Below are 21,827 nucleotides of genomic sequence, written 5' to 3' on the forward strand. Positions count from 1 at the left end.
AACCACCGTTAACGATGCTTCTGCTATACGGTTTCCCGGGCATGACAGAAATTTGCGGGCGCAGAACAAAGATCATGGATTCTAACGCTTCGGTACAAACACGTCGGGCTTTGCTCAAATCGGCGCTGGTAATGGCGAGCGGTGCAGCGGTTTCGGCCTGCGCATCGCGCACCATCGGGACTACGCTGGCGGCCGCTCCGCCGCCGCCGCGCATCCAGCCGGCGCCGGTCGCCTCGCTGAATCCCGCGCCCAAGGTGGCCGCCCAGGCGCGGATCGTTCCCGCCGGCATCCGTCCCGAGCTGTTCAAGCGCGCAACCGCCGCTCTCGACCGGCACTCGATGCATGTCGACACGCATGATCGCATCGCGGTCGCCGACTTCTCGCTGCCGTCGTCGCAGCCCCGCTTCTTCCTGGTCAACATGGGCACCGGCGAAGTCGAGCCGCTGCTGGTGGCGCACGGCATCGGTTCCGATCCCGGCCATACCGGGGTGCTCCAGCGCTTCTCCAACCAGATCAATTCCGAGGCGACCTGCGAGGGCGCATTCCTCACCGCCGATTATTATGTCGGCAAGCACGGGGATTCGCAGCGGCTGATCGGGCTCGACCCGACCAACAACAACGCGCTGGCGCGTGCGATCGTCGTCCACTCGGCCTGGTACGCGAACCCCGACATGGTTTCGAAGCACGGCAAGCTCGGCCGCAGCCAGGGCTGCTTCGCGGTCGGCGAGCGCCAGCTGGCCAAGGTGTTCGAGCGGCTCGGGCCCGGCCGCCTGATCTACGCGACCAAGGCGTAACTTCTCTAAGCGCCTCCCCCTGGGAGGAGGCGCTTAAACATCCTCCCCCGGATACATCCCGCCGCCGCGGGGTTGGCAGGCCATGGTCCCCGGCATAGGACACACGCATGGCCGATCTGCATCCGTTCTTCGCGCTCCACCGCCACGGCATGATCCGCGCGGGCGTCTGCACGCCCGTCGGCACCGTTGCCGATCCCGCCGCCAATGCCCGCGCGACCATCGCGCTGGCGCAAGCGGGTGACGCGGCTGGCGCGGACATCCTCGTCTTCCCCGAGCTCAACGTCACCAGCTATGCGATCGACGACCTGCATCTGCAGGACACGATCCTCGCCTCCACCGAGGCCGGCATCGCCGAGATCGTCGAGGCGAGCCGCAACTTGAAGCCGGTGCTGCTGGTCGGCGCCGCGCTGGCGCGGAACGGGCGGCTCTACAATTGCGCGGTCGCCATCGCACGCGGGCGCATCCTCGGCGTGGTGCCCAAGACCTACCTGCCCAACTACCGCGAATATTATGAGAAGCGCTGGTTCGCCTCGGGCTCGGGACTGCGCGACCTGGAGATCAGCGTCGCCGGCCAGACCGTACCGTTCGGCCCCGACCTGCTGTTCGCGGCGGAAGACCTGGCCGACTTCGTCTTCCATATCGAGATTTGCGAGGATTACTGGGCGCCCCAGCCCCCTTCCACCGAAGGCGCGATGGCCGGCGCGCTGGTGCTGTGCAACCTCTCCGCCTCGAACATCGTGATCGGCAAGGGCCGCGAACGCGAGCTGCTCTGCGCGTCGCAGAGCTCGCGGACGATCTCCGCCTATCTCTACTCGGCCTCGGGCCCGGGCGAGAGCACCACCGATCTCGCCTGGGACGGCCAGGGGCTGATCTACGAGTTCGGCGAGAAGCTCGCGGCCTCGCAGCGCTTCGAGTTAGCCGATGCGATCACCTATGCCGATCTCGACCTCGAGCGGCTGCGGCTCGAACGGATGCGCGACGGCACCTTCAACGACAATGCCCGCAATGCCGGCATGCCCGAAACCCGCTTCCGCCGCATCGGCTTCGCGCACCAGCGCGATTTCGCCGATCGCGGCCTGCTCCGCCCGACCCGCCGTTTCCCCTTTGTGCCCAACACGCCCGCGGCGCTGGAAGAGGATTGCTACGAGGCGTTCAACATCCAGGTGGAGGGCCTGCGCCAGCGGCTCGCCTCGACCAAGAGCAAGGCGCTGATCATCGGCATTTCGGGTGGCCTGGACTCCACGCATGCGCTGATCGTCGCCGCCAAGGCGATGGATCGGCTGAGGCGCCCGCGCACCGACATTCTAGGCTATACCATGCCGGGCTTCGCGACGAGCGAGGGCACCAAGTCCAATGCCTGGGCGCTGATGCGCGCGATCGGGATCACCGCCGCGGAGATCGACATCCGCCCTACCGCGCGGCAGATGCTGGCGGACATCGGCCATCCCTTCGCGCAGGGCGAGCCGGTCTATGACGTCACCTTCGAGAACGTTCAGGCGGGCCTGCGCACCGACTATCTGTTCCGCCTCGCCAACCGCAACAGCGGCTTCGTGCTCGGCACCGGCGACTTGTCCGAACTGGCGCTGGGCTGGTCGACCTATGGCGTCGGCGACCAGATGAGCCATTACGGCGTCAATGCCGGCGTGCCCAAGACGCTGATCCAGTATCTGATCCGCTGGAGCGTCGAGAGCGGCCAGTTCGACGGCGAGGCGGCGACGGTGCTGCTCTCGATCCTCGACACCGAGATCTCGCCCGAGCTTGTCCCCGCCGACGCCGACGGCAAGATGCAGAGCACGCAGGACCGCATCGGTCCCTACGAGCTGCACGACTTCTTCCTGCACCATATCGCACGCTTCGGGCTCAAGCCTTCAAAGGTCGCGTTCCTCGCCTGGCACGCCTGGAAGGATGCCGAAGCGGGCCTGTGGCCGATCGGCTTCCCGGCGGAAGGGCGCAACAGCTACGACCTGGCGACGATCGCAAAGTGGCTGGAGACCTTCCTGTTCCGCTTCTTCCAGATCAGCCAGTTCAAGCGCTCGGCGCTGCCCAATGGGCCGAAGGTCTCGGGTGCCGCCGCTCTCAGCCCACGCGGCGACTGGCGCGCGCCCTCCGACAGCGTCGCAACCGCCTGGATCGAGGAACTCCGCGCCGCCCTGCCCTGAGCGGTCTCAGCCGCGGGCGACCGCGCGGATTTTGCGCAGCAATTCGTGCGAATCGAACGGCTTGCGCAGGATGGTGACATTGGGCGAGGCGATCGCGTCGAGCTTGTTCGAGTCTGCGAAGCCGGTGATCAGGATCACCGGCAGCTGCGGATCGCTGGCAGCGACCTGGGTGGCCACTTCGCTGCCGCTAAGCTCCGGCATCGCGAAATCGACCACCAGCGCGCCGAAGGACCGGCTCTGCACCAGCGCGACGCCGGCCGCGCCGTCCGCCGCCTCCTCGACCACCGCACCCGCAGATCGCAGCATCTCGGCAAGCGAAGCGCGAACATGCGCGTCGTCGTCAACCAGCGCGATCGTCATGCCCGCCAGGCTGATGCGCTCGTCCCGGGCAGCGTCGTCCTGCACGTCGCGGCGCGGCTCGACCGTCGCAAGCGGCAGCAGCAACGTCACGGTAGTGCCCTGCCCCAATGCGCTGTCAATTAACAGCGTGCCGCCGGACTGGCGCATCACACCAAACGCCATCGACAGTCCCATGCCCGTGCCCTTCCCGACGCCCTTGGTCGAGAAGAACGGCTCCACCGCGCGCGCCACCACCTCGGGCGGCATGCCCATGCCGGTATCGGCGATATGAAGCGCGATATAGTCACCCGCTGGCAGGTCAGGCGCGACCTTGCCGCTGCGCAACTCGGCCGAGATCGTCAGCACGCCGCCCTCCGGCATCGCGTCGCGCGCGTTGAAGGCAAGATTGAGCACCGCGAGTTCGAGCTGGAGCGCGTCCGTCTGCACGTTCCACACGGGATCGATCCGCTCGATCCGTACGCGCCCGAGCGGCGCCACGGCGCGCTCGACCAGCCCGGCCATGCCGCCGACCAGCTCGGCCAGCCGCACCGACTTCACGTCCAGCCGCTGCTTGCTGGAGAAGGCAAGCAACTGCCCGGTCAGCTGACGACCGCGCTCCACCGCGTCGAGCGCGCTCGAGGTCCAGCGGATCACGCGATCGGCATCGTCGGGCTTGCGGGAAATCAGTTCGAGGTTGCCGGCGATCGCCTGCAGCAGATTGTTGAAATCATGCGCGATACCGCCGGTAAGCTGGCCCACCGCCTCCAGCTTCTGCGCCTGGAGCAGCGCCGCCTCGACATTCTCGCGCTGCGCGACTTCGCTCTTCAGCTCGGCGAGCGCGGCATCGCGCTGCTCGACCATTGCCGCGAGCTGGGCATTGGCCTCCTTGAGCTTTTCCGAGGAGGGAAGCTTGGTTAGCGTTGGCAGCAGCGGCCAGAGCAGGATCGCGGTGGTTACCGACGCCGCTGCCGTTACCAGCTTGATCAGCGCCTCCAGCCCATAAAGGGGGCTGAACAAGGTGACCACGCCCATCACATGCGTCATGCCGCACGCAAGGATGAAGAGTGCGAAGCTCCAGAACACCCAGCCGAACGCCAGATCCTTGCGGCTCCGCACCAGCGCCACCAGCGCAATCGGGATTGAGAAATATGACAGCGCTATCAGCGTGTCGGCGACGATGTGCGTCCACAGCAACAGCGGCTGCCACGACAGGCAATAGCCGTGGGGCGAGTAGTTGCCGCTCCAGAAGGCTGCGAACACGCTTTCCATCCATCCCCCTGCCGCCGGCCGTCGCCGACAGAAAATTGCGCACGACGTAGCGCATGCGAATGCGAAGCGGAACTAAGGAAAAAACCCGGTGACGTTCGAAAGATCGTCGCAGGAGTTGATGTTCGGAATGGGTGCCCCCCAATCGATTTCCCCCGCGCGCGCATGCGCGGCCCAGGCCTTCATCGAGGTGCGTGCGCCGGATGCGATATAGGCGTCGCACATGGGCGCGAGCGCGGCATCCCAGATGCCGAGCACCGGCAACTGCGCGACGAAGCAAGACCCATCGTGCGCCACCAGCGCTTCCAGCAGTGTCGTCGGCAGCAGCGGCGTGTCGCAAGGCGCGACGAGCACCCGCGCCGCACCGCGCTCGACAGCTTCGTGGAGTGCCGCGTTGAGTCCCCCTAGCGGCCCCAGACCCGCAGCCGGGCGATCGGGCACCCCCCCCTCGCCCGCACGCCCGCACGGGATCACGCCGTCGCAATGGGGAGCTAGTGCAGCGGCGACATGGTCGATCAGCGCACGCCCGTCGAGCGCCGCCAGCGCCTTGTCCGATCCGAAGCGCCGTGCCTGGCCGCCCGCCAGGATCGCACCCAGCGGCTTCATGGCACGAGCCGCAGCATGGCATCCGGCCGCACCAGCGCGGCGAGCCGCAACCCCACCGCGCGGGCGCGCTCCGCAGCCAACGCGGTCGGTGCGGAGATTGCCGCCAGCAGCGGGCAGCCCGCCAGCACCGCCTTCTCGACCAGCTCGAACGAGCAGCGCGCGCTGATCAACGCGAAGCCCCCGTCCCAGCCCAGCCCCTGACGCGCCATCGCGCCGACCAGCTTGTCGAAGGCATTGTGCCGGCCGACATCCTCGCGGACCAGCCGGATCTCGCCCTCCGCCGAACAAAGCGCGGCGGCGTGGGCAGCGCCTGTCTCGCGGTTGAGCGGCTGATGATCGCGCAGGGCCTCGGCTGCGCGGAAGATCGCCGCCGCCGATGCCGTGCTTTCCGCTGCGATTTTCGGCAGCGGGCGCAGGGCGGCTTCGAGATTGTCGATCCCGCAGAGCCCGCAACTCGAATCGGTGGTCCGATGCCGGACGCGCTCGATCACCGCCGAGGGATCGGCGAGCGTCACGCGCAGCACCACGCCCTGTTCGGCCTGGTGGCTTTCCACCTCCACGGCCGTACCCAGCCGCTCGGCCGCGACGAAGCCGGTGGCGAAATCCTCGAGGTCGGTGGGCGTAGCCATCATCACAGCATAGCCCAGGCCGTTGATTTCGATCGCGACGGGCACTTCGGGGATCAAGCTGCGTTGGAGCCGGGTCTCCGACCCGTCGGGCGTCACGCGATCAAACCACATATCCATGGGTTCAGGATAGGCGGGCGTCTCCGAGCGGTATAGGGAAAAGACAGGTTGCAAGGAGCGTGGCGATGGCCCGGGCGAAAGACGGAACAATTCATTATTCGGGCGCGGAGGGCGGCTGGGGCTCGATGCGCGGCATGGCGCTGGTCGCCGGCGCCGAGCGTCCGAGCAAGGACGCGCTGAAGACGCTCGCCCGCCAGAACAAACCCGGCGGCATGATGTGCACCTCCTGCGCCTGGACTAAGCCGGCCAAGCCGCACATGTTCGAATTCTGCGAGAACGGCGCCAAGGCGACGCTGTGGGACCTCACCACCCGCCGCGCGACGCCCGAGTTCTTCGCGCAGCACACCCTCACCGAGCTGCGCGGCTGGAGCGATTATGACCTCGAACAGGCCGGCCGCCTGACCAACCCGATGCGCTACGACCGCGCCACCGACAAATATCTCCCCTGCACCTGGGAAGAGGCCTATCAGGCGATCGGCAAGAAGCTGCGCGGCTATGATCCCAAGAGCACGATCTTCTATGCTTCGGGCAAGGCCAGCTTGGAGACCAGCTATGCCTGGGCGCTGTTCGCGCGGCTGTATGGCCACAACAACCTGCCCGACAGCTCGAACATGTGCCACGAGACCACCTCGGTCGCGCTCAAGTCGACGATCGGGGCGCCGGTCGGCACCTGCGTGCTTGAGGATTTCGAGCATTGCGATGCGATCTTCTTCTTCGGCCAGAACACCGGCACCAACAGCCCGCGCTTCATCCACACGCTGACCGCGGCCCGCAAGCGCGGCGCCAAGATCGTGACATTCAACCCGATCCGCGAAAAGGGCCTGCTGGAGTTCCGCGATCCGCAGAGCATCCAGATGGTCACCGGCGGCAAGACCAAGATTTCGAACCAATATTATCAGCTGAAGCCGGGCAGTGACATCTCCGCAATGCTGGGCATCGCCAAGCATGTGCTGGCCGAGGAAGACCGCCGCGGCGGCGTGCTCGATCGCGCCTTCATCGCCGAGCATACCCATGGCTTCGAAGCCTTTGCCGAGAAGGTCCGCAGCACGAGCTGGGAGACGATCGAGGCGGAGACCGGCCTGCCCCGTGCCGACCTGATCGAGGCCGCCGAGGTCTATATCCAGGCCGAAAGTGCGATCGGCATCTGGGGCATGGGCCTTACCCAGCATGTCGGCGGCTATGACAATGTCGCCGGTGTGGTGAACCTGATGCTGCTGCGCGGGAATATCGGCCGCCTCGGCGCGGGCGTCTCGCCGGTGCGCGGGCATTCCAACGTCCAGGGTCAACGCACCGTCGGCATTTCGGAGAAGCCGGAGCTGGTGCCGCTCGACCAGCTTTCGGAGCAGTACAGCTTCCAGCCGCCGCGCGACGAGGGCCACACCACGGTGACCGCCTGCGAAGCGATCGCCAAGGGGGAGATCAACGCATTCCTTGGCCTGGGCGGTAACTTCCTTCGCGCCATTCCCGATCACCGGGTGATGGAGAAGGCCTGGACAGGCATGGGCCTCACCGTCCAGATCGCCACCAAGCTCAATCGCGGCCATCTGTTCTGCGGCGAGACCGCCTATCTGCTGCCCACGCTGGTCCGTTCCGAGCGTGACGTGCGCGACGGCAGCCCGCAGGTGGTGACGATGGAGGACAGCCTCAGCTGCATCCACGGCTCGATCGGCGAGGCAAAGCCGGCGAGCCCGCACCTCCAGCCCGAGCTGGCGATCGTCGCCGGCATCGCCGAAGCGACACTCGATCCCAATCCCAACGTGCCGTGGGACGCCTGGGCGAATGACTATGCGCTGGTCCGCGATGCGATCGAGAAGACCTATCCGGACAAGTTCAAGGACTTCAACCAGCGGCTGTTCACGCCCGGCGGCTTCTTCAAGGGCAACAGCGCCCGCGACCGCGACTGGAAGACCAAGAGCGGCAAAGCGGAGTTCACCGTGCCGGAGCACCTCAATGCGGCGGGCTTCGCGGACGAGGACGGCGTGTACCGGCTGATGACGCTCCGCTCGAACGATCAGTTCAACACCACCGTTTATGGCTATTCGGACCGCCTGCGCGGCATCGAAGGCAAGCGCGACGTGCTGCTGATCAGCCCCAAGGAGATGGCGCGCGCCGGGCTGAAGGAAGGCCAGCGCGTGGCGCTGGTCGGCGACGATTCGGACGGCGTCGACCGCGTGGTCGAGGGGCTGGAGGTGCTGCCCTTCAACCTGCCCGAGGGCTGCGTCGCGGGCTATTATCCCGAGCTCAACCCGCTGATCGCGCTCCGCCATCACGACGATGCTTCGAAGACGCCCGCGGCGAAATCGGTGCCGGTGCGCATCCGCGCCTGATATACCGCGCACGCCGCAAAGACGGCCGCCGGCTCTTGTCGGCGGCCGTTCTTATGCTAGGCAGCGGACAACGTTGACAAACGATCCGGGAGGAGAGGAAGGACGACATGAAACGACACACCCTGAAGCTGGCAGCCCCGCTGCTGGCGCTTGCCGCCACCACCGCCTTTACGGCCCCCGCTGTGGCCCAGCAGCAGGCCTCGCGCCCCTGGACCAACGCGAAGCTCTCGCCCGACGCCCGCGCCAAGGCGATCCTCGCGCAGATGACCGAGGACGAGAAGCTTACCCTGGTCTTCGGCCTGTTCGGCACCGACTTTGCGCCGAAGAACTTCAAGACGCCGGCCGAGGCGCGTCCGGGCTCCGCGGGCTATATCCCCGGCATTCCGCGCCTGAGCATCCCGGCGCAGTGGCAGACCGATGCCGGCGTCGGCGTCGCGACCCAAGGCGGCGCCGAGCGCAAGCGCGGCCGCACCTCGCTCCCCTCGGGCATCGCCACCGCCGCGACCTGGGATCCGGCGCTTGCCTTCAAGGGCGGCGCGATGATCGGCGCGGAGGCGCGCGCCTCGGGCTTCAACGTGATGCTCGCCGGCGGCGTGAACCTGCTGCGCGAGCCGCGCAACGGCCGCAACTTCGAATATGGCGGTGAGGATCCGCTGCTCGCCGGGACGATCGTCGGCGCGCAGATCGCCGGCATCCAGTCGAACCACATCATCTCCACCGTGAAGCATTATGCGATCAACGACCAGGAGACCGACCGCAACCAGATGAACGCGGTACTCGATCGCACCGCCGCGCGGATGAGCGACCTGCTCGCCTTCAACTTCGCGATCGAGAAGTCCGATCCGGGATCGGTGATGTGCAGCTACAACAAGGTCGACGGACTGTGGGCGTGCGAACAGCCCTGGCTGCTGACCGACGTGCTGCGCCGCGACTGGGGCTGGAAGGGCTTCGTTATGTCGGATTGGGGTGCCACCCACACCACCGTCGCCGCCGCCAATGCCGGCCTGGAGCAGGAATCGGGCTGGCCGTTCGACGAGCAGCCCTATTTCCGCGAGCCGCTCAAGGCCGCGATCGCCAAGGGCGAGGTGAGCAAGGCGCGCCTCGACGAGATGGCGCACCGCATCCTCCGCTCGATGTTCGCGCACGGCCTGTTCGATCACCCGATCACGTCCGCCCCGCTCGATCTCGCGCCGGCGATGCTCTCCGCGCATGCCGACGTGACCCGCGCCGATGCCGAAGCCGGTATCGTGCTCCTCCAGAACAAGGGCGATGTGCTGCCGCTGGTGGGCAGCGCCAAGCGCATCGTCGTGATCGGCGGCCATGCCGACAAGGGCGTGCTGGCCGGCGGCGGCTCGTCGCTGGTCTATCCGGTCGGCGGCAATGCCGTGCCTGGGCTCGAGCCGAAGATCTGGCCGGGTCCGGTGATGTACCACCCGTCCTCGCCGCTGGAGGCGCTGCGCCGCCAGCTGCCGGGTGCTGAGATCCGCTATGTCGACGGCACCGATGCCGCGGCGGCGGCTGCTGCTGCCAAGCAGGCCGATGTCGCTCTCGTGTTCGCAACGCAGTGGGCCGGCGAGTCCTTCGACGTCTCGCTGGGGCTGACCGATAACCAGGACACGCTGATCGAGGCGGTCGCGGGCGCCAACGCCAAGACGGTGGTGGTGCTGGAGACCGGCGGGCCGGTGCTCACCCCCTGGGCCGACAAGACCGCCGCGATCCTCGAGGCCTGGTATCCCGGCACCGCGGGCGGCGAAGCGATCGCCAATGTGCTGACCGGCAAGGTGAACCCCTCGGGCCACCTGCCCACCAGCTTCCCGCGCAGCGTCTCGCAGCTGCCGAAGCCGAGCGTGCCGAACGAGGGCGAGACCCGCTACGCCGAAGGCGCCGCAGTCGGCTACAAATGGTACGACGCGAAGGGCGACAAGCCGCAATTCGCGTTCGGCCACGGCCTGTCCTACACCCGCTTCGCCTATTCGGGCCTGAAGGCCACCGCGCCCAAGGGCCAGGTGACGGTGAGCTTCACGCTCCGCAACACCGGCACCCGCGCCGGCGCCGACGTGGCGCAGGTCTATGTCTCGGGCGCAGGCTGGGAAGCACCGAAGCGGCTGGGCGCGTTCCAGAAGGTGTCGCTGGCGCCGGGCGCCTCCAGGACCGTCTCGGTCACGGTCGATCCGCGCCTGCTGGCGGTGTTCGACGGCGCGGCGCACCAGTGGAAGATCGCCGGGGGCAGCTACAAGGTGCTGCTCGGCCAGTCGGCGGAGGACATCGTCGCCACCACGACCGTCACCGTGCCCGCGCGCACCCTGCCGGTGAGCTGGCACCCCTGATCGGCTTGGCCCCGCACGTCATGAACGGCGCGCGGGGCCATCCGTTCAGCCGATGGCGATACGCCGTCCCTCGTCGGCGCTCTGGCGGGCAAGTTCGATCAGCTGAAGCCCGGCAAGCGCATCCTTCGCCGCGACCGGCGGCGCGGCGCCCTCGCGGATCGCCGCCGCCACGCCGGCATAGAAGCGCCGATAGTCCCCGTGCTCGGACGCAATCGTCTCGGTCGATCCGTCGGGCAACGTCAGCACGCCGTACTGGGCCGGATCTTCCAGCCCATGCCCCGGATCGCGCACCGAGCCGCCGGCGCGCATCGCCGCCTCCTGCGGATCGAGCCCGTATTTCACGAAGCTGCCGCCGCGACCGTGGAGCGCGAAGCGCGGCCGCGCCGCCGCGATCATCCGCGAGCTCGCCAGCACCACCCGGCGCGTCCCGTAGAACAGCGTCACGGTGAAATAATCGTCGACCGGGCTGTTGCCGCGCTGCCGGGCGACGTCACCCTGCACCGCCTCCGGCATGCCGAACAGCACCAGCGCCTGGTCGAGCATGTGCGGCCCCAGGTCGAGCAATTGCCCGCCGCCTTCAACTTCCTTCCAGGCCTGCGACAATTCGGGACGGAAGCGGTCCCAATGCGCCTCGAACAGCAGGATCTCGCCCAGCCGGTCGCTCGCCACGAGCGCCTGCACCGCGAGGAAATCGCTGTCCCAGCGGCGGTTGTGGAACGGCACCAGCAATCTGTCCTGCGCCTCGGCCAGCGCGATCAGCGCCTCGGCCTCGGCGGCAGTCGGCGTCAGCGGTTTGTCGATCACGACGTGCTTGCCCGCCTCCAGCGCCGCCCGAGCGAGCGCGAAATGCGTGGCATTTGGCGTCGAGACCACCACCAGATCGATCGCAGGATCGGCGATCAGCGCTTCGGGGCGGACGGCCGGCACCCCCGGATAGGCTTTCGCGACAGCCTCCGATCGCGACGTGCCGACGGCCGCCAGTTCGAGCCCGTCGACCGCGTCGATCAGCGGTGCGTGGAAGGCGGTACCGCCTAGGCCGAAGCCGATAAGGCCGGTGCGGATCATGGCGTTCTCCCGTTGCCGTGAGGCTGCGGCCTAGCCGCAACGCCCCGCCATTCCAAGCAAGCCGCGGCAGTCCCCCGGAAAAACCAGTCCGCTCAGCAGGTCCGCGGTGCAGCCCCGATGTGCTCGGCAACCGCGTCGGCCAGCTTGCGCAGCTGCGCGCGCTGCCGGAACGAGGCCGGCCCATGGGGTCGCCGGTCTAGTCCGCACACCGCGCCGATGGGGAACGGCCCGCTGCGCACGACCGCGCCGGTATAATAGCGCACGCACGGGCCGCCCGCGACCAGCGGGTTGGCCCGGAAGCGCGGATCGGCGTGGAGATCGGGGACGCTGAGCAGCCCGTCCGGCGCCCCGATGGTATGCGAGCAAAAGGCGATCGAACGCGGCAGCGCGACCGGCTCGATCCCGACCGCACTGATCATCCGCTGCACATCGCCGTCGGTCACTGTCACCATCGCGATCGGCGTCCGCAGCACCATGCAGACTTCGCCGAGCAGCTCGTGCAATACGGGATCGCTCGGCGATACGGCGCGCAGGCTGTCGACCGCGCCCTGGCGGCGCGACTCGTCCTCGGGCCGGAAGGCGGCGGAGAAGAAGTGGAGCGTCATGCCGCCCGCCGCACGGTGCCGGGTTCGTCGAACGCGATGCGGATCGCGTTCTTGCCGTTGCGCTTCACTTCCAGCATCGCCTCGTCCGCCAATCCGATCATCCGCTCGGTATCCCTCGCCGCGCCTGCCTCGATCACCACCGCGCCCATGCTGCAGGTGACCGCATGGCCGGTCGAGCGCAGCGCCTCGCTGAGCCGCGCATGCAGGCTCTCGGCAACCTGCTCGGGCGCCACACCACGCTCGATCGCGAGGAAGGCGCAGAACTCGTCGCCGCCGAGCCGGGCGAACAGATCGTCCGGCCGCATCCGCGCGCGCGCTTCGTCGGCGAAGCGGCGCAAGACTTGGTCGCCCGCGGCGTGGCCATGGCGATCATTGACGGCCTTGAAGCCATCGAGATCCATGTAGAGCAGCAACAGGGTCGAGCCCCGACGGCGGCCGATCTGCGCCACCCGCTCCAGCTGGCTGCGAAACGCGCCGCCGTTGAGCGAGCGGGTGAGATAGTCTGTGGAGGCGCGCCACAGTTCGCCATCGATGGTGTGGCGCAGCGTGGCCACCATCAGCACGATCATGATTGCGCCAGCGACGCGCGTCACCGTGTTCCAGACCACCACCGAGGCGGAAAGCGCGTGTAGGTCGGCGGCAGGAATCGCACCGAAGCCGTTCAACGCCGATCCGAGCCCGATCGAGAACAGCACGACGATGATGCCGGCGCGCTCGCGCAACGTCCATGCCGCGAGGATATCGACGAACAGATAGCCGATCGTCATCGAGACCATCGGCCCCGTTGCCCAGTCGGCGAAAATCGTGACGACCATTGCCGTACAGACCGCAACCCAGGCCTGCAGGCGGCTCAGCCGCATCGTCCAACGAAAACTGCGCATCATCGCCCTGATCAAGGCCGACTGCGGCGGTGGTGCCTTCACGCGATCCAACTCCCCCACGGCGTGGATACCCCTTTACGGCCCAATGGCTTAACGCCCCCGAAACACAGGCGGCCGGTTCTCGCCGCTCCGGAATAGTACGGGTGCGGATTTTTGAAGGCATGTCGTCGTCAATCGAGCATAGGCAAAAGGTTCGGGGCAATAGCTCTAGGAGGTTCGGTCGTGCGACCCTATACTCTGAGTTGATGACCCTAGCCTTGTTTCAGATCGACCCGCGTGATCCCGTCGCCACTGCCCTCCGCCCGCTGCACGCTGGCGAGACCGCGCTCGGGGTCACCGTTACCGCCGACATTCCGCAGGGCCACAAAGTCGCGCTGCGGGCAATCGAGGCCGGGGCGCCGGTCCACAAGTTCGGCTTTCCGATCGGCCGGGCGACCCGCGCCATCACGCCGGGCGAGCATGTCCACACCCATAATGTCGCAACGGCGCTCGCGGCGACCGGCAGCTACGCCTACCAGCCGGCCTTCGAAGCCGCGCCGGCGAATGCGGGACCGACCTTCCTCGGCTATCGCCGCGCGGATGGCCGCGTGGGTACCCGGAACGAGATCTGGATCCTGCCCACGGTCGGCTGCGTCGGCCGCACCGCCGAGAAGATCGCCGAGCGCGCCGCCAGGCGATTCGAGGGCCGGGTCGACGGCATCCACGCCTTCGCGCATCCCTTCGGCTGCTCGCAACTCGGCGACGATCTGGAGGGCACCCGCGCGATCCTGACGGCACTCGCCAATCATCCCAATGCCGGCGGGGTTCTTCTCGTGGGACTCGGCTGCGAATCCAATCAGATGCGGGGCATGTTGGAGGGCATTTCGCAGCCCAATCTGCGCACGATCGGCGCGCAGGCGGCGGGCGACGAGGTCGAGGAAGGCGTTGCGCTCATCGAGCAGCTCATCGAACAGGCCGAACGGGCCGTGCGCACCGAGGAACCGCTCGCGTCGCTCGTGCTCGGCGTGAAGTGCGGTGGTTCAGACGGATTCTCAGGATTGACCGCCAACCCGCTCGTCGGCCGGATGAGCGATGCGGTGACGGCAGCGGGCGGCACCGCAATCCTTACCGAGATCCCCGAGATCTTCGGCGCCGAGCAACTGCTGACGGCGCGCGCGGAGAGCGAAACGGTGTTCGAAGAAATCGTGGATTTGGTGAACGGCTTCAAAGCCTATTTCACCCGGCACGGTGAACCGGTCTCGGAAAACCCCTCCCCCGGCAATCTCGCCGGCGGCATCACGACGCTGGAGGAGAAGTCGCTCGGCGCGGTGCAGAAGGCGGGACACGCAACCGTCACCGACGTGCTCGGCTATGGCCAGCGCGTGCAGCGTTCGGGCCTCGCGCTGCTCGAAGCGCCGGGCAACGACGCGGTCTCGTCCACCGCGCTGGCGGCGGCGGGGGCGACGGTGATCCTGTTCACCACCGGCCGCGGTACCCCGCTCGGCTTCCCGGTGCCGACGATCAAGATCGCCTCGAACAGCGACCTCGCCGCGCGAAAGCCGGGCTGGATCGATTTCGACGCCGGACAGGTCCTCGCCGAGGACATGAATGCTGCCGCTGACGCCCTGCTCGGCCGGATCACGGGGATCGCTTCGGGCGATCTGACCGCCGCGGAACGCAACGGCGAGCGGGAGATCGCGATCTGGAAGCGCGGCGTTACGCTCTGACGGGCGATTTGTTCCCAGGAAAATGCGGCGAATGCATGCTGCATCGCGGCGATCCGCAATTCCCCTGGATTGATGCTGAAAGCTGAACGGGTTAGCCCTGGAAGCGAGCAGAGATCGGGTGGATGCAATGGCTGAATTCTTCGTGTTCATGTACGCAATGGCCGCCGGCTTCGTGCTGCTGACGATGCAGCGCAACCGCCGCGAGCAGCGCGCCGATGCACCGATCGTGACTTTGGTCGGCTGGGGCCTGTTCTCGCTGTCCTCGACGCTCGCGCTGCTGCTGGGCGCCGTTGCGCTGGCGCTCGCGCTCGGCATGCACATGCCGCTGCCGGCCGGGTTCGAGAGCTTCGCGCTCTAAACCGCATGCCTCTCTACGCCTTTGGGGGGAAGGCGCCGCAGGTCGCGGCGGACGCCTGGGTCGCACCGAGCGCGGAGCTGATCGCCGATGTGCAGGTGGCGCGCGGCGCCAGCATCTGGTTCGGCGCCGTGGTCCGCGCCGACAACACGCCGATCGTCATCGGCGCGCGCAGCAACATCCAGGAAGGCGCGCTGCTCCATTCGGATCCCGGCGCACCGCTGACCATCGGCGATGAGGTGACGGTGGGCCATCATGCCGTGCTCCACGGCTGCACGATTGGCGACGGCACGCTGATCGGCATGGGCGCGATCATCCTCAACCGCGCGGTCATCGGTGCCGAATGCCTGGTCGGTGCCGGCGCGCTGGTCACCGAGGGTAAGGAATTTCCGGCTGGCCACATGATCCTGGGCAGCCCGGCCCGCGCCGTGCGGCCGCTCGACGAAACGCAGCGGGCGATGCTGCGGGCCAGCGCCGCGCTCTATGCCGCCAAGCAGCGCGAATATGCGACGGGCCTCACCCGAATCGACTGATTCGCGCGTTTTCCGGGATCGGGTTGCGCACCCCCGCTATCGCCGCCCGCGCATGCCGTAGCGTCGCCGACGCCTGCCTAGACAGGCTTCGTAGCTGCGGTATCACTCGGGGATGGCGCTACCGGCTCTCTTCGATCGTCTGCGGCTTCCCGTCATCGGCTCGCCGCTGTTCATCATCTCCTGCCCCGAACTGGTCATCGCCCAGTGCAAGGCGGGGATCGTCGGCTCCTTCCCGGCGCTCAACGCGCGGCCGCAGAGCCAGCTCGACGAGTGGCTGCACCAGATCACCGAGGAGCTCGCGGCCTGGGACCGCGACCATCCGGACACGCCCGCCGCCCCCTTCGCGGTCAATCAGATCGTCCACCGCTCCAACCCGCGGCTGGAGGAGGACGTGGCGAGCTGCGCCAAGTGGAAGGTTCCGATCGTCATCACCTCGCTCGGCGCGCGCCCCGAGCTCAACGACGCGGTGCATGGCTGGGGCGGCATCACGCTCCATGACGTGATCGACGATCGCTTCGCGCACAAGGCGGTCGAGAAAGGCGCCGATGGTCTGATCCTGGTCGCGGCGGGCGCTGGCGGCCATGCCGGGCGGTTGAGCCCCTTCGCGCTCATCCAGGAAGTGCGCGAGTGGTTCGACGGCCCCGTCGCCCTGTCCGGCTCGATCGCCACCGGTGGCGCGGTGCTGGCGGCGCAGGCGATGGGCGCGGACCTTGCCTATATCGGGTCGCCCTTCATCGCCACCGAGGAGGCCAATGCCGTCCAGGCCTATAAGCAGGCGATCGTCGACGGCCGCGCCGAGGACATCGTCTATTCGAACCTGTTCACCGGGGTGCACGGCAATTACCTGCGCGCCTCGATCGTCAACGCCGGGCTCGATCCGGAGAACCTGCCCGAAAGCGATCCAAGCGCGATGAACTTCGGCGGCGCCAAGGCGTGGAAGGATATCTGGGGTTCGGGCCAGGGCATCGGCGCGGTGCATGCGATCGAACCGGCCGCGGCGCGGATCCAACGACTGCAGGCGGAATATGCCGCCGCGCGGGCGCGGCTGGCGCTTTAGAAGGCCCCGGCCAGCCGATCGAGCATCCGCCGTGCGGGGCTCGGCACCGCCACCATCGGCACGTCGAACGCAGAGTCCAGCCGGGCGACCCTGCGGTACAGGTCCATGCTCGCGCGCACGATCGTCACCGCCTGGAGCGGCATGTCCTCGAGCAATGCGGCGTCGGTCTCGGGCGCCGGTCCTAGCCGCCGCCCTGGCGCCCGCGCATCGGCAAGCTGGAGCTCGCCAGCGTCGACCGCGCGCTGGGTGAGCAGCCAGGCGATGACGTGCATCAGCCGCGTCGTCACCTTAAGCGACTCGCACGAAAAGGCCACCCGGCTCAGCGCCGCCAACGCATCGCGCTCGTCACGGCCGAGCTGGTCGAAATAGCCGCGCGCCTCATCGGCCAGCACCATCGCCTCGACATAGAGCGAGTCGACCAGCCGGCGATGCAAGGTAAGGGCGTCGGGGCGCTTCATGCCCCTCTAGCTGCCACAGGACCGCGCCTCGCGGAAAGCGCCAATTTTGCCGCAGCGCAGCAAAACGGAACAATCACGCAATGATGTCCGGGATCAGCTGGTCCTCGAGCAGCGAAATCTCGTCGCGGAGCTTGAGCTTGCGCTTCTTGAGTCGCGCGATCTGCAGCTGGTCCCGGGTGCCGGTATCCGCCAGTGCGGCGATCGCGGCATCGAGATCACGATGCTCGGCGCGCAGGGGTTCCAACCGCCGCCGGATCTCGCTTTCGTCCATTCTATGCCCCCAGTGCGCCCGACTCGCCGGATCGTTGCCCGGCTCACGAACCATCGCGGCTTTTCCGCGGTCTGTCGATCAGTGTTGATTCTGCACGCGACAAGCGGCGCAAAACATGATGTAGTTGGCTCCCCTCAGAGTCATTGAAGGAGGACTGCTTCATGCACACCGGGCATCTTTCGGCACTTAACGCCAAACATTCGCAGCTCGATCAGCGAATCGCCACCGAAACGCAGCGCCCCCTCCCCGATCACCTACTTCTAGCGCAATTGAAGAAAGAGAAGCTGCGGGTCAAGGAAGAGATGCAGCGATAGCCGTCCCATTCACGGACTATTTACCGCAACCTTGGAGTCGCGCGGCAGAAACTTGCCGCGCGAGCCAGGGAAATACGACCCGGCACGGGCGGCCGCGCGTCGTAAGAACTGAAATTTGCCAGACGATGCGGTCAGCGTTGCTCAGCGGCGCGTGAAGATCGGCTTCACATAGGCCGGAGTCTGAGTGCCCCCGCCTACCGGCTTGCGGGCGAGCTTCGGATCGATCTCGTTGTCGAACGCAACGCCCACGCGCCCCTCGGCCGCCCAGGCGATCTTGCCCTTCACCCAGCCGACACCGCGCACCTCGATCTCCACCGGCGTCCGCAGACCGACGGGGCCGGTATATTCGGCCATCAGCCCACCCGCCGAAAGGTTGCGCACGCGCACCGTGCCGACATCCTCGCTGTCGACGCGGAACTGCGCGGTCAGCAACAGGCTGTCGCGGACACCGCTGCGCTTGCCGGCGAAGTCATCGGCGGAAAGCGTGGTCGCAGGGATGTAAGATTGCTGGTCCATGATTGGCTCTCAAAGGCGGATTCGCACCCGCAGGGAGTAGACCAACAACTCTTAACGAAAGGATTAACCGAAATCCGCCCCGGTATTTTGCCGGAGCGGATTCTAACGTAGATTTCACTCGTCCCGGCTGATCTTCTCGTTACGCTCGTGCCGCTCCTGCGCCTCGACCGTCATCGTCGCGGTGGGGCGGGCTTCGAGGCGACCCAGCGGGATCGGCTCGCCGGTCACTTCGCAATAGCCATATTCGCCTTCTTCGATACGGCGCAGCGCCGCGTCGATCTTGGCGATCAGCTTGCGCTGGCGATCGCGGGTGCGCAGCTCGATCGACCAGTCGGTCTCGCTGGAGGCGCGGTCGGTGAGATCCGCCTCGCGCAGCGGCTCGGACTGGAGCTGGTTCAGCGTGCCTGCCGCCTCGCGGTAGATCGCATCCTTCCAGGCATTCAGCTTGTTGCGGAAATATTCCTGCTGCCGCGGGTTCATGAAGGGTTCGTCGTCGCTCGGCCGATACCCGTCGTCGCCGTCATTCGCGGCCGGAGGAACGCTTTTATCGTGCTCGTCAAAACGGCCCAAAACAGTTGCCATTCCCACTCTCCACACCAGTCCCCGGTGGCGTGCCCCTCGAGAGACTGCATTGCCCGCAGGCGCTATACTTTCGCAAGCAGCCATTAACAAGCCAATGCCGCGAAAGCTTTTTGGCGGGAATTCCCTATAGTTCAGTAGAAATTAGCGCCGCCTGAACCACTTGCACTTTTTTCCGTTTCGGGTCGAGACAGGCGCCATCGGAAGACCGTCCCGAAACGGCCTTTGTCCTGAATTTGAACAAGTAGCGAAATTTGTCCGCGATAGTTCGAGGGCAGTGGCGGACACGGTTTGGGCCGCATCCGCCACCAATCTTCAGGCGGCCTGCAGCGCCTTTTCGATGTCCGGCACCGGGTGGTCGGTCAGGTCCTTGGCCAACTCGCCCTTGAGGCGATCGCTGACGCTGACATGGTAATGCTTGCGGAGTTCGCCCAGCGTCTTGGGCGGCGCGACGATGATCAGCGACTCGAAGTTGTTGCGCAGCGCTTCCTCCTTCAGCATGCCGGCCACCTCGGCGGCGAAGCGATCTTCTTCCAATTGGTGGAAATCGGTTTCGCCCATCGTGCCGCCGGACGACGCGAACTGCCCGCCGCCGCGCGTGGAAGCCGCCGCGCCCGACGAATCGGTCTTCTGGTCCGAGTCCTTCGGGTTCGGGTGGAGTTCCTTCCGCACCACTTCCAGGTTCAGATACTCGGCATCGCCCTGGTTGCGCAGCATCAGCAGCTTGCGGCCATCGGCGACCACCACCATCGCATCATGGGGAACCAGCATCGCACTCTCCTTTTGGCTGTTCACGTAAGGAGCAACCAACGGGTGGGCGTCGGCGGGGTTGCGTGGGGAACGGGCCCCGGCCATAGGTTCGCGCCATGCACGATATCCGCTTTCTTCGCGAACATCCCGAAGCCTTCGATCAGGGCCTGGCCAAGCGCGGCCTGGAGCCGCAGTCGGAGGCGCTGCTCGCCCTGGACGAGCGCCGCCGCGCGCTGGTGACCGAGCTGCAGGCCGGCCAGGCGCGCCGCAACGAAGCCTCGAAGGCGATCGGCGCCGCCAAAGCTAAGAAGGACGAGGAAGCCGCCGCTGCGCTAATGGCGGAAGTGGCGGCGCTCAAGGAGCGGATGCCGGCACTGGAGGCCGAGGAAAAGTCGGTGGGCGAGGAACTGGATGGCCGGCTCGCCGCCCTCCCCAACCTGCCCTATCCCGATGTGGCGCTCGGTTCGGACGAGAACGACAATGTGTTCGTGCACGAGCGCGGCACCGTTCCCGCCTTCGCATTCGCGCCGAAGGAGCATGACGCGATCGGCCCCGCGCTCGGCCTCGATTTCGAGACCGGGGCGGCGATGTCCGGGGCGCGCTTCACCTTCGTGCGCGGCGCTGCTGCACGCCTCCACCGCGCGCTCGGCCAGTTCATGCTCGACACGCTGACCGGCAGCTATGGCTATGAGGAATGCGTGCCGCCGCTCCTGGTGCGCGACGAGGCGCTGTTCGGCACCGGCCAGCTGCCCAAGTTCGCCGAGGACCTGTTCCAGACCACCGACGGCCGCTGGCTGATCCCCACTGCCGAGGTGAGCCTCACCAACGCGGTGCGCGAGAAGATCCTGAGCGAGGAGGAACTCCCACTCCGCCTCACCGCCCTCACCGCCTGCTTCCGCTCGGAAGCCGGTGCGGCCGGCCGCGACACGCGCGGCTTCATCCGCCAGCACCAGTTCGAGAAGGTCGAGATGGTGTCGATCACCACCCCCGATCAGTCCGAAGCCGAACATGAGCGGATGACCGACGCCGCCGAGGACGTGCTGACCAAGCTCGGCCTCGCCTTCCGCCGGATGAAGCTGTGCAGCGGCGACATGGGCTTTACGGCTGCCCGCACCTACGACCTTGAAGTGTGGCTGCCGGGCCAGGACCGCTATCGCGAGATTTCGTCCTGCTCGACCTGCGCCGACTTCCAGGCGCGCCGGATGAACGCGCGCTATCGCCCCGAGGGCGAGAAGGGCACGCGCTTCGTCCACACGCTCAACGGCTCGGGCCTGGCGGTGGGCCGTACGCTCGTCGCGGTGCTGGAGAATTATCAGCAGGAGAATGGCGCGGTGGCGGTGCCGGCGGTGCTCCAGCCCTATCTGGGCGGGCTGACATTGCTCGAACCGCGCGGCTGATGCGGATCCTCCTCACCAACGACGACGGCTATCACGCCCGCGGCCTGGCGGTCCTGGAACGGATCGCGCGGACGCTCTCGGACGACATCACCGTCGTCGCGCCGGCGGAGGAGCAATCGGGGAAGGGCCGCTCGCTCACCCTCACCGAGCCGTTCCGCGTCCGCCGCCACGGCGAGGGTCGCTATGCGGTGAAGGGCACGCCCACCGACTGCGTGATGTTCGCGCTCGGCGAAGTGATGGCCGATGCCAAGCCCGACCTGATCCTCTCCGGCGTGAACCGCGGCGGCAATCTCGCCGAGGACGTCAGCTATTCGGGCACGGTCTCGGCGGCAATGGAAGGCGCGCTGGCGGGCATCCGCTCGATCGCGCTGAGCCAGCGCTATGCGCGCAGCGGCATGGGCGACGCGGTGCCGTTCGACACCGCCGAAGCCTGGGGCGAGCGCGTGCTGCGGCCGCTGCTCGATGTCTCGATGGAACCGCGCACGCTGGTCAACATCAACTTTCCGCCCATCGCCGCCGATGCGGTGCAGGGGATCAAGGTCGTGGCGCAGGGGTTCCGCGACTATGGCCGGGTCGCGCTCGACAAGCGGCTCGATCCGCGCGGCTTCCCCTATTACTGGCTGGCGATGGGCCGGATGCCGCACCAGGCGGTGCCCGATACCGATCTCGACGCGATCGAGGCCGGGTTCGTCACTGTCACGCCGCTGCAGCTCGACCTCACCCACCGCGAGTCGATGGATCGGCTGCGCGGCGCCTATGCGGGATGAGCACTGATG

22 protein-coding genes are annotated in these 21,827 nt (G+C 67.2%); 11 read left to right on the forward strand and 11 right to left on the reverse strand.

Annotated features, from left to right (window positions below; all coding sequences use genetic code 11):
* The first annotated feature begins 131 nt into the window (after positions 1 to 131).
* Together ABIC35_RS05925 and ABIC35_RS05930 are read left to right on the forward strand one after the other, a co-directional pair.
* Positions 132 to 794 (forward strand): murein L,D-transpeptidase catalytic domain family protein, encoded by a 663-nt coding sequence (locus ABIC35_RS05925; protein ID WP_354278345.1) that lies wholly within the window; start codon positions 132 to 134, stop codon positions 792 to 794.
* 107 nt (positions 795 to 901) lie between these two features.
* Positions 902 to 2,953 carry an NAD(+) synthase gene (locus ABIC35_RS05930; RefSeq protein ID WP_121077503.1) on the forward strand — a complete coding sequence of 684 codons (2,052 nt, stop codon included), beginning with the start codon at positions 902 to 904 and terminating at the stop codon, positions 2,951 to 2,953.
* A gap of 6 nt (positions 2,954 to 2,959) precedes the next feature.
* On the opposite strand, the gene ABIC35_RS05935 is transcribed toward ABIC35_RS05930, so the two are convergent.
* From ABIC35_RS05935 to fdhD, 3 genes are all read right to left on the reverse strand, one after another.
* Positions 2,960 to 4,561: a response regulator gene (locus tag ABIC35_RS05935; protein WP_121077505.1), complete on the reverse strand. Its 1,602-nt coding sequence runs from the start codon at positions 4,559 to 4,561 to the stop codon at positions 2,960 to 2,962.
* Between the two features lie 72 nt (positions 4,562 to 4,633).
* Entirely contained in the window at positions 4,634 to 5,164 is a 531-nt protein-coding gene (mobA, locus tag ABIC35_RS05940; RefSeq protein WP_121077507.1) for a molybdenum cofactor guanylyltransferase, read from the reverse strand.
* Positions 5,161 to 5,910, reverse strand: a complete 750-nt coding sequence (fdhD, locus tag ABIC35_RS05945) for a formate dehydrogenase accessory sulfurtransferase FdhD (RefSeq protein ID WP_121077509.1) — start codon at positions 5,908 to 5,910, stop codon at positions 5,161 to 5,163. Before fdhD ends, mobA begins: the two co-directional genes overlap by 4 nt.
* A 65-nt stretch (positions 5,911 to 5,975) precedes the next feature.
* On the opposite strand from fdhD, the gene ABIC35_RS05950 reads away from it, so the two are divergent.
* Both ABIC35_RS05950 and ABIC35_RS05955 read left to right on the forward strand, forming a co-directional pair.
* The gene (locus ABIC35_RS05950) at positions 5,976 to 8,237 is read left to right on the forward strand and encodes an FdhF/YdeP family oxidoreductase (protein WP_121077511.1); all 2,262 of its coding nucleotides are present in this window, start codon (positions 5,976 to 5,978) and stop codon (positions 8,235 to 8,237) included.
* 107 nt (positions 8,238 to 8,344) lie between these two features.
* A complete protein-coding gene (locus ABIC35_RS05955; RefSeq protein ID WP_121077513.1) occupies positions 8,345 to 10,564 on the forward strand; it encodes a beta-glucosidase family protein in 2,220 nt (739 codons plus the stop codon).
* Between the two features lie 45 nt (positions 10,565 to 10,609).
* On the opposite strand, the gene ABIC35_RS05960 is transcribed toward ABIC35_RS05955, so the two are convergent.
* The 3 genes from ABIC35_RS05960 to ABIC35_RS05970 form a co-directional block, all read right to left on the reverse strand.
* Positions 10,610 to 11,629 (reverse strand): oxidoreductase, encoded by a 1,020-nt coding sequence (locus tag ABIC35_RS05960; RefSeq protein ID WP_121077515.1) that lies wholly within the window; start codon positions 11,627 to 11,629, stop codon positions 10,610 to 10,612.
* 92 nt (positions 11,630 to 11,721) lie between these two features.
* On the reverse strand, positions 11,722 to 12,234 hold the full coding sequence (locus ABIC35_RS05965; RefSeq protein WP_121077517.1) for a GAF domain-containing protein: 513 nt from the start codon (positions 12,232 to 12,234) through the stop codon (positions 11,722 to 11,724).
* Positions 12,231 to 13,118 carry a GGDEF domain-containing protein gene (locus tag ABIC35_RS05970; RefSeq protein ID WP_354278346.1) on the reverse strand — a complete coding sequence of 296 codons (888 nt, stop codon included), beginning with the start codon at positions 13,116 to 13,118 and terminating at the stop codon, positions 12,231 to 12,233. Before ABIC35_RS05970 ends, ABIC35_RS05965 begins: the two co-directional genes overlap by 4 nt.
* Positions 13,119 to 13,360: 242 nt before the next feature.
* Between ABIC35_RS05970 and ABIC35_RS05975 the strand changes: the two genes are divergently transcribed.
* From ABIC35_RS05975 to ABIC35_RS05990, 4 genes are all read left to right on the forward strand, one after another.
* On the forward strand, positions 13,361 to 14,821 hold the full coding sequence (locus tag ABIC35_RS05975; RefSeq protein WP_121077519.1) for a UxaA family hydrolase: 1,461 nt from the start codon (positions 13,361 to 13,363) through the stop codon (positions 14,819 to 14,821).
* Positions 14,822 to 14,948: 127 nt separating this feature from the next.
* Complete coding sequence (locus tag ABIC35_RS05980; protein WP_093295391.1) at positions 14,949 to 15,179, forward strand: hypothetical protein; 231 nt, start codon at positions 14,949 to 14,951, stop codon at positions 15,177 to 15,179.
* 5 nt (positions 15,180 to 15,184) lie between these two features.
* The gene (locus ABIC35_RS05985; protein ID WP_121077520.1) at positions 15,185 to 15,709 is read left to right on the forward strand and encodes a gamma carbonic anhydrase family protein; all 525 of its coding nucleotides are present in this window, start codon (positions 15,185 to 15,187) and stop codon (positions 15,707 to 15,709) included.
* Positions 15,710 to 15,821: 112 nt separating this feature from the next.
* Positions 15,822 to 16,766 (forward strand): NAD(P)H-dependent flavin oxidoreductase, encoded by a 945-nt coding sequence (locus tag ABIC35_RS05990; protein ID WP_121077522.1) that lies wholly within the window; start codon positions 15,822 to 15,824, stop codon positions 16,764 to 16,766.
* On the opposite strand, the gene ABIC35_RS05995 is transcribed toward ABIC35_RS05990, so the two are convergent.
* Together ABIC35_RS05995 and ABIC35_RS06000 are read right to left on the reverse strand one after the other, a co-directional pair.
* Complete coding sequence (locus ABIC35_RS05995; protein ID WP_121077524.1) at positions 16,763 to 17,224, reverse strand: DUF1465 family protein; 462 nt, start codon at positions 17,222 to 17,224, stop codon at positions 16,763 to 16,765. The genes ABIC35_RS05990 and ABIC35_RS05995 overlap by 4 nt on opposite strands.
* A 73-nt stretch (positions 17,225 to 17,297) precedes the next feature.
* Positions 17,298 to 17,495: a DUF465 domain-containing protein gene (locus tag ABIC35_RS06000; protein WP_121077526.1), complete on the reverse strand. Its 198-nt coding sequence runs from the start codon at positions 17,493 to 17,495 to the stop codon at positions 17,298 to 17,300.
* Between the two features lie 161 nt (positions 17,496 to 17,656).
* On the opposite strand from ABIC35_RS06000, the gene ABIC35_RS06005 reads away from it, so the two are divergent.
* Entirely contained in the window at positions 17,657 to 17,809 is a 153-nt protein-coding gene (locus ABIC35_RS06005; protein WP_121079439.1) for a YdcH family protein, read from the forward strand.
* Positions 17,810 to 17,950: 141 nt separating this feature from the next.
* Here the strand turns inward: ABIC35_RS06005 and ABIC35_RS06010 are convergent, their stop codons facing one another.
* The 3 genes from ABIC35_RS06010 to ABIC35_RS06020 all read right to left on the reverse strand — a co-directional run bounded on the left by ABIC35_RS06010 (position 17,951) and on the right by ABIC35_RS06020 (position 19,675).
* A complete protein-coding gene (locus ABIC35_RS06010) occupies positions 17,951 to 18,325 on the reverse strand; it encodes a PilZ domain-containing protein (RefSeq protein ID WP_121077528.1) in 375 nt (124 codons plus the stop codon).
* Positions 18,326 to 18,439: 114 nt separating this feature from the next.
* Positions 18,440 to 18,907, reverse strand: a complete 468-nt coding sequence (gene dksA, locus ABIC35_RS06015; protein ID WP_121077530.1) for an RNA polymerase-binding protein DksA — start codon at positions 18,905 to 18,907, stop codon at positions 18,440 to 18,442.
* Between the two features lie 312 nt (positions 18,908 to 19,219).
* Positions 19,220 to 19,675, reverse strand: a complete 456-nt coding sequence (locus ABIC35_RS06020) for a host attachment family protein (protein WP_121077532.1) — start codon at positions 19,673 to 19,675, stop codon at positions 19,220 to 19,222.
* A 95-nt stretch (positions 19,676 to 19,770) separates the two neighbouring features.
* Here ABIC35_RS06020 and serS point away from each other — a divergent pair, with 95 nt between their 5' ends.
* Both serS and surE read left to right on the forward strand, forming a co-directional pair.
* Positions 19,771 to 21,051: a serine--tRNA ligase gene (serS, locus tag ABIC35_RS06025; RefSeq protein WP_121077534.1), complete on the forward strand. Its 1,281-nt coding sequence runs from the start codon at positions 19,771 to 19,773 to the stop codon at positions 21,049 to 21,051.
* Entirely contained in the window at positions 21,051 to 21,818 is a 768-nt protein-coding gene (gene surE / locus ABIC35_RS06030; RefSeq protein WP_121077536.1) for a 5'/3'-nucleotidase SurE, read from the forward strand. The genes serS and surE overlap by 1 nt, the downstream gene beginning before the upstream one ends.
* Positions 21,819 to 21,827: the final 9 nt, after the last annotated feature.

Source organism: Sphingomonas trueperi (genome assembly GCF_040545965.1).
Classification (GTDB): domain Bacteria; phylum Pseudomonadota; class Alphaproteobacteria; order Sphingomonadales; family Sphingomonadaceae; genus Sphingomonas; species Sphingomonas trueperi_C.